Raw genomic sequence first — 7,566 nt, 5'->3', positions numbered from 1 at the left:
CTTTATCCTCTGCCGAGTTGATGTTTTATAGAGTGCATCTCTCTGTTTCTATTTTGCCGAAATCCCGGAGGATTTCAAGGCTATTTACAGGTTTTATGGTACTATTCTCTTTTCTATGACCGCCGCTCCGACTTACGAAGCTTTTATATTATATCGTCGTTTCTCTTGATTGTCAAGCTGTTTTTTGAAATTCTTTTAAGTTCATTTCAGTGTTTCAGCTGTGTGTCTGTCGCCTCTGCTCGAGACAACTTTTATAGTATACGTCGTTCTGCCCGCTTTGTCAACATCTTTTTGGAATTTATTTTATGTTTTGCAAAGAGGCCCGGAACCATAAGATTCCGGGCCTCTTTAATCAGCTTCCAGCTTTAATCCTTATTTACTTTTCGGCCATTTTCACTTCTTTTATTTCCATCCCCAGTACTTTGCTGACGGATTTATAAATTATGAAAGTAACAAGTGAATTGACACCTGTTTTAATCAGATTAAACGGAACAATCATCGGCAAAATCATCGGTATGACTGCATCAATGGGTATTCCCATAAATATTGGTGTGAAAATAAGGTTCCATATAACCATTGTAATGGTCATCGTCACTGCCCCAAGCCCTAAACCAATGACAGCTCCTTTTCGCGTGCGATTTTTTTTGTAAATATTTCCCGCTACCAGAACGAAGGAACCGGTCGCAAAGAAATGCATTAATACCCCGATAATACCACTTGCTGAACTAACGGTTATTCCCTGCAGAACGCAAACAACGCCCGTTAGAATCAAACCGCCCAATGGTCCAAACATAAACGTACCAATCAAAATCGGAATATCCGCCGGATCATATTCCAGAAACGGTGCCGCCGGAATAATTGGAAGATGAATCAGGTAAACCAATAGAATTGACATTGCTGCCAATACCGCCATTTGTGTCAGTTGTTTTGTCTTGATTTTCATAAACCCTCCTTGTTGTCTGCTCAGAAAACAAAAAAGCCCCTGGATTTTATTCCCGGGGCTTTACGCGTGCTAAAATATGTACGCCATTTCTTTCATCCGGACTATACCGTCGGTTCTGGATTCCAACCAGATCGGCCTTTCGGCTCGTGGACTTAATGCCAAAGCATAACACCACCGGTGAGGACTCACACCTCGCCCTGAAACAGACTGTTTATTAATTTATTTAATTATACATCCATACAAATTTCTTTGTCAATGATATTTATTTGCCACTTCTAACTGAACATCTTCTTTCTGAACAAAACAAATGCAGCTACCCCGGTTCCGCCGAGAGCGATTAAAACTACCGCGCCAAAATTTTGCAACGGAATTCCAGAAACATTCATTCCGAAAAAGCTTGCTATCATTGTTGGAATCGCCATAAGTATGGTAAGTGATGTTAATATTTTCATGACGATATTAAGATTATTGGAGATAATCGATGCAAAGGCATCCATCGTTCCACTTAAAATATTACTATAAATATTACACATCTCAATAGCCTGTTGAACTTCAATCAGTACATCTTCCAAAAGATCTTTGTCTTCCTCGTAAAGCATAATGACACGACCACGTTGAAGTTTTTCCAGCACCGATTGATTGGCTTTCAGGGACGTCGAAAAGAATACGAGACTCTTTTCCAAATCAAGCAGCTGAAACAGCTCTTTGTTTTTCATCGAGATATGCAGTTCTTTCTCAATATCATTGCTCATGCGATTGATGTGTCTCAGATAAATAAGAAAACGGCTGGCAACACGATAAAGGATCTGAAAGATGAATCGCGTTTTTAAATTTGTGAATACATTTTTAACCCGCCCCTTGGCGAAATCATCGATCAGGGTATTTCCATGAAGACAAACGGTAATAATGTTGTCTTCTGTTTGAATAATACCTACTGGAATCGTCGTATAAAGCACCATTTTTGTGTCTTTTTCGACAATCGGCACGTCAATGGTGATCAATGCCTGGTTATTGTCTTCAAGTTCCACACGGGAAATTTCTTCTTCATCCAATGCCGCTCTAAGAAAATCCGGTTCCACTCCCAATTCCTGAGTAATGAACTGAAGTTCTTCTTCATTAGGATTAACCATGTTAATCCAACTGTTTTTTTCGATGGATTCAATTTCTTTCATTTTTCCATCGATTGTTTTATAGATTTTAATCATTGTTTTCCTCCTTTTTCAAGAGCAACCAATGATCATTGAGATTGTCTGGCCGCTCTTGCTATTCAATTGTTCAATGCGCTTCTCTCCAGGATCTGCGTCCATCCCATCTCATCTCCTTTTTTTAATTCTATAAACGATAAGAACCATATTTTAGGTATTCTTCTGACTTTCGCCGGCACTTTCCGGGTTTTTTCGACCCGCAAATAAAAAAAGCTCCACTGTTTGTGGAGGTTTTTGCGCAGCAAAAATAATGATTCCCCCATTCGTTGAGTTTTGGCACTATACAGCATAGGGCATTGCCCAACTGCATTAAGTAAAACCTTAATTCGATAGTACCTGTTGACCCATTGGCATCTTTCGATGTTTCCGGGCAGCAGCCATATCTGTATAGGAGCCTCACCTAACAAAAGAAACACTTTGTTCTCATACTATTATCAGGTTAACTATATCTTTTTCTATCTTTTTTGTCAATGTTTTTAAGTTAAGCCACTGTAAAAAATACAGTGCAACGATTAAAATCACCACATAAAAAAGGGATCCATTTAATTATACATTAAACAGATCCTAGCTATTTATTCTTTATAAATTCACATCTTAGTCAAGCGGTTTTTCCCAAAAAAGATCCCGCCTACAATCAGAAGCAACAATAATAAGGCAATGCCAAAATAAGCAACCGGTGGTTCTTCTTCCTCTTCGTCTATTCCTGTTGACGGGTTGTAATAACCACTGGAATCAATCGATGCTGCGGCTTTATCCTTCTCGATGATTTCAAACTTATCTTCTCCCTGCACAAAAGAAATGTAGTAATTCGAATTGCTCAGGCTGCCAAGGTAGACATCGTATTTTCCAACAGCTTCTCCCGCTTCCCGTTCCAGAGAGCCATATAGCGCATCACCTTCAAAAAGTCCCTCTGCCAGTTCATCTCCTGACTGATCTCGCCAAACTGTATAGGTCAAAGCCGGATCCTCAGCCCCTTCAACTTTGAACCGATAGGAAGGCACCACCGTTACTGGCGCAGGTGTAATGCAGTATTTTTCTTTTGAGAAGATGGGATCATTTTTTGTCGTATAATTATCTCCGCTTGCGCCATTAATCCCGTAAAAATAAAATCCTTCTGATGCCCAGACGTTGTATTCCCCGACATCCTTTATTGGCGTCTCCGCTTCTCCATACCAGGGATTGAAATCATCGGTTGTGAAGATGCCGATTTCCTCCCCAGCAATAACGTCTTCACTATTGATGTTGAAATCATACTCATTTAACTTTGAATTGCCATCATAAACCTTGTCCTGTCCCAATAGAAAAACTTCCACCGGCTTTGGCAGAATATTGGCGGTCATTACCACATCGAATGTATTTTGCCCGTCATTTTCCGCAACTTTTTTTTCCGGATTGCTGTCTTTATTCTCATCTTCATCTTTAACTAAAGCATAGTTGAAGGCCCTGTTGCCAGCAATGGTCACGTTTTTTAAAGTGACTGTATTCGGCTCAGCAGGTTTCACATCTTTTGAAAGAAAACTTGCTGACTTGAAATTAAAAACAACGTCAGCGACATCATCTTTTACAACCTTGGTGTTTCCCAGACCCGTAATTGTATTTTCCGAAACATCAGTGGTTCCGTCATATATCTTTACAATTGGCGTTTCTGTGAAAAAATCGGTTATTTTGAGTTCAGCTGGCTTTATTTTTATCTCTTTTGTTTCAGAACAGCTTTGATAACTATCATCGCCTTCATATTCTGCCACCACTGTATAGATTCCTGCATCCGTGGGAGGAATGGTTGATTCCAGATACAGCTCTTTGTTAGCCTTCGTACCGGTATAGGTGATTTTCACAAGCTCCGGTTCAATATCCGGTCCGCCGATGGACGGCTTGATTTCGGCCAGACTCTGGGGACTTCCATTATAAAACAGATCATTTGAAAAGGATATAATCGGCGTCAATGCCGCTTGTGTCATCATGCTCTGAGCGGTTGTCGCTTCACTTGTGACTGCATCATCCTGAGCAAACCAGAAATTACTTTCGTTTGACTCTTCGGCAAAAATTCCCATCGGTAAGCATGTCGCAATTAGAACGATCACTAAAACAAGGCTTAGAAACAGCCAACAGCCTTTTGTCTTTTTCATTGCTACATCCTTCCTTTTATCATCTCATCGCCCACAAATTCAGATACCGTCGTTCATCCGCTGCCGGAGAACCAAGTTCTTGTATTTCATTTATTCTTCAATACCATATGAGCCTAATTATACTGGTTAAAACCCAGGTATTCAATGCAACCAGGCCATTGTTCGTTTATAATTTGCTTTCTACTTATTTTGTTTACAATCATTACATAAAAAGAACATAAAAAGCCTCTTATAAAAGAGGCTTTTTGTTCGATAATATAGCCCTAGTCGACACTTCGTTGGTCACTAAGCTTCAGACTTTCTGATTGGTTTCTGTGTTTTTGGGTTTTTTCAAAATTGCCAGCAGGATCATCGTCACAACCGATCCTGCAATCAATGCGATGCCATAGCTAATCGGATTTCCGACCACCGGGAAAACAAAAATCCCGCCGTGTGGAGCCATTAAAGTACAACCGAAAAACATCGACAAACCTCCTGCCGTCGCCGATCCGACGATGCATGAAGGTATGACGCGCACCGGATCTTCCGAAGCGAAGGGAATCGCGCCTTCGGTAATGAAAGAAAGCCCCATAATATAGTTTGCTCCGCCAGCTTCTCTTTCTTTTTTCGTGAAACGATTTCTGAAAAAAGTGGTGCACAGGGCAATTCCAAGCGGCGGAACCATCCCGCCAACCATGACTGCCGCCATGATATCAAACTGGCCGGATGCCAGTGATGCGGTTCCAAAAACATAAGCCGCTTTATTAACCGGCCCGCCCATATCAACCGCCATCATGCCGCCCAGCACGATCCCCAGAACAACCTTGCTGGATGATCCCATGCTGTTCAGCATGGCGGTCATCCAATCATTGATGGCTGCCACCGGCGGATTGATCACAAAAATAATCAGCGCTCCAATCAGTAGGATGCCAAAGAACGGATATAACAGGATTGGCTTTATCCCTTCCAGACTATTCGGCAACTTTGAAAACACTTTTTTTAAACCCAACACCAAATAACCTGCCGCAAAGCCAGCCAACAACGCGCCTAAAAAACCTGATCCTCCGGTATTGGCAAGCATGCCGCCGACAAATCCAACGGCCAGCGCCGGACGATCGCCAATGCTCACGGCAATATAACCGGCCAGCACCGGTAGCATGAATGCAAATGCAGTACCGCCGACCGTTTTCAGGAAAGCTGCAAACGGCGTATTGCTTCCAAAATTGGCTGGATCGATGCTGTAATCATCAAAAAGAAAGGCCAAGGCAATTAAAATTCCGCCGCCAATGACAAAGGGCAGCATGTGCGAAACGCCATTCATCAGATCCTTGTAAATTTTGCGGCCGATGCTTTGCTTTTCCCCTGCCTGCTGTTGTTCTTCCCCTTGATCATGCTCACTGTGATAAAGCGGAACTTTCCCGGATAGTGCCTCCTCGATCAGTTCTTTTGGCTTGTGAATTCCTTTGGCAACCTTCGTTTGGATAACCGGTTTGCCATTGAAGCGATCCATTTCAACATTGGTATCCGCAGCGATGATAATGCAGTCAGCCGCCGCAATCTCTGCTGCGGTCAATTGATTCTTGACGCCGCCGGACCCGTTCGTTTCGACTTTAATGGTGATGCCCATTTCATTTGCTTTATTTTCAAGGCTTTCCGCTGCCATATAGGTGTGTGCTATTCCGGTCGGACACGCCGTTACAGCCAAGATCTGATAGTCGCCTTTCTTTTTGACATCGCTGTCAGGCTGGGCAACGCCAAACTTCTCCTGCTCTTTTTCATCAATCAGTTTTAAAAATGTTTTAACATCTGATGTCTGAATCAACTTTGTCCGAAATGCTTCATCCATTAAAATTGTTGAAAGTTTGCTCAACACTTCCAAATGCAGATCATTGGCAACCTCCGGCACGGCGATCAGAAAAAACAGAAATGCCGGCTCCCCGTCCAACGACGCGAAATCCGATCCTTCTTTTATAACCATCGCAGCAAGTCCGGCGTCTTTTACAACTGAAGATTTACCGTGAGGTATTGCCACACCTTCTCCAATCCCAGTGGTACCTTCTTCTTCGCGAGCCATGACCGCTTTTCTGAAGACCTCTTTGTCTGTGATTTTTCCGCTCTCAGCCATCAAATCCACTAATTGCTTAATGGTTTCTTCCTTGGCTGCCGCTTTTCCTGTCAGGTCAATGCCCTTTTCGTTTAACAAATCAATAATCCGCATTATTTCTTCCCCCTTATCTTTCGTTTTTTTCTATTTTATCCAACAATTTCAGAACCTCTTCCCGTGTCGCGAGGGTTTCCGAAAAAGCTGATGCGCTTCCCGTTGCAACACCCATCCGAAACGCTTCTTCAAAATCATGATTCAATAAATATCCGGCGATAAAACCTGCAACCATCGAGTCGCCTGCCCCTACCGAGTTTTTAACCACACCTTTTGGTGCCTGCATTTCATGGATATGATTGTTTTCGTCGATTAGAATAGCGCCTTCTCCGGCCATAGATACCAGAACATTTTTAGCGCCTATTTCCTGAAGTCGCTTTGCATATGAGATAATATCCTCGCGATTTTCCACCATTACTCCAAAAATTTCGCTCAATTCCTTTTTATTCGGTTTGATTAAAAACGGTTTATACTTAACGACTTTAAGCAGCAGCTCGCCGGTGGCGTCCACGACAATTTTCACCCCTCGGTTTTCCAGAAATTTCATGATTTTTTCGTAGCTATCCTCCGGCAGCGCCGCCGGAATACTTCCTGCTAAAACCAGCATATCCCCTTTTTCAATAAATCCCAGCTTTTCAAACAGTTCGCCAAGCTCCTTTTCACTGATATCAGGTCCCTGTCCATTGATTTCGCTTTCTTTATCGGCTTTTATTTTGACATTAATTCTGGAATTCCCCGCTTTGAGCTTCACAAAATCGGTATAACAGCCAAATTCTTTGACGCTGCGTTGAATTTCTTTGCCGGTAAAGCCCCCAACAAAACCGAGAGCAATATTTCTGATGTCCAGATTTTTTAGAACCATGGACACGTTGATGCCTTTTCCGCCAGGATAAATATGCTCCCATTCACTCCGGTTAACCTCGCCTTCCCGAAAAGAGTCCAACCCGACAACATAGTCCAACGACGGATTAAAAGTCACAGTAAAAATCACGTTTCATCCACCTCCCAAATTTTTGTATATTTTTATAACTCAACTTTCCCAGCCTAATTGACCAAACAAAGCCTTAATAAAAGAGGCCTGAGAGTCAATCCATAGCTGGAGTTGATTTTTTAACAGTGTAGACTTTCTAGAGCCTACCGAATTTAATTGTTCGA

General features: G+C 42.3%; 5 protein-coding genes and 2 riboswitches. All 5 genes read right to left on the bottom strand.

Annotated elements, in window-relative coordinates:
* Window positions 1–376 precede the first annotated feature (376 nt).
* Window positions 377–943: an ECF transporter S component gene (locus tag GH808_RS14685; protein ID WP_186843539.1), complete on the bottom strand. Its 567-nt coding sequence runs from the start codon at window positions 941–943 to the stop codon at window positions 377–379.
* A gap of 80 nt (window positions 944–1,023) precedes the next feature.
* Window positions 1,024–1,152: riboswitch (FMN riboswitch) on the bottom strand.
* A 66-nt stretch (window positions 1,153–1,218) separates the two neighbouring features.
* Window positions 1,219–2,148: a magnesium transporter CorA family protein gene (locus GH808_RS14680; protein ID WP_186843538.1), complete on the bottom strand. Its 930-nt coding sequence runs from the start codon at window positions 2,146–2,148 to the stop codon at window positions 1,219–1,221.
* A gap of 251 nt (window positions 2,149–2,399) precedes the next feature.
* A riboswitch (M-box (ykoK) riboswitch) is annotated at window positions 2,400–2,563 on the bottom strand.
* Window positions 2,564–2,735: 172 nt separating this feature from the next.
* Complete coding sequence (locus tag GH808_RS14675) at window positions 2,736–4,274, bottom strand: MBG domain-containing protein (protein ID WP_186843537.1); 1,539 nt, start codon at window positions 4,272–4,274, stop codon at window positions 2,736–2,738.
* Window positions 4,275–4,566: 292 nt separating this feature from the next.
* The gene (locus GH808_RS14670; protein WP_186843536.1) at window positions 4,567–6,471 is read right to left on the bottom strand and encodes a PTS fructose transporter subunit IIABC; all 1,905 of its coding nucleotides are present in this window, start codon (window positions 6,469–6,471) and stop codon (window positions 4,567–4,569) included.
* Window positions 6,472–6,484: 13 nt separating this feature from the next.
* Window positions 6,485–7,402, bottom strand: coding sequence for a 1-phosphofructokinase (gene pfkB, locus GH808_RS14665; RefSeq protein WP_186843535.1), 918 nt, complete (start codon window positions 7,400–7,402; stop codon window positions 6,485–6,487).
* Window positions 7,403–7,566: the final 164 nt, after the last annotated feature.

The sequence above is a fragment of the Acetobacterium fimetarium genome (assembly GCF_014284475.1).
GTDB classification, from domain to species: Bacteria; Bacillota; Clostridia; order Eubacteriales; family Eubacteriaceae; genus Acetobacterium; species Acetobacterium fimetarium.
This window is presented reverse-complemented; position numbering and strand designations above follow the sequence as displayed.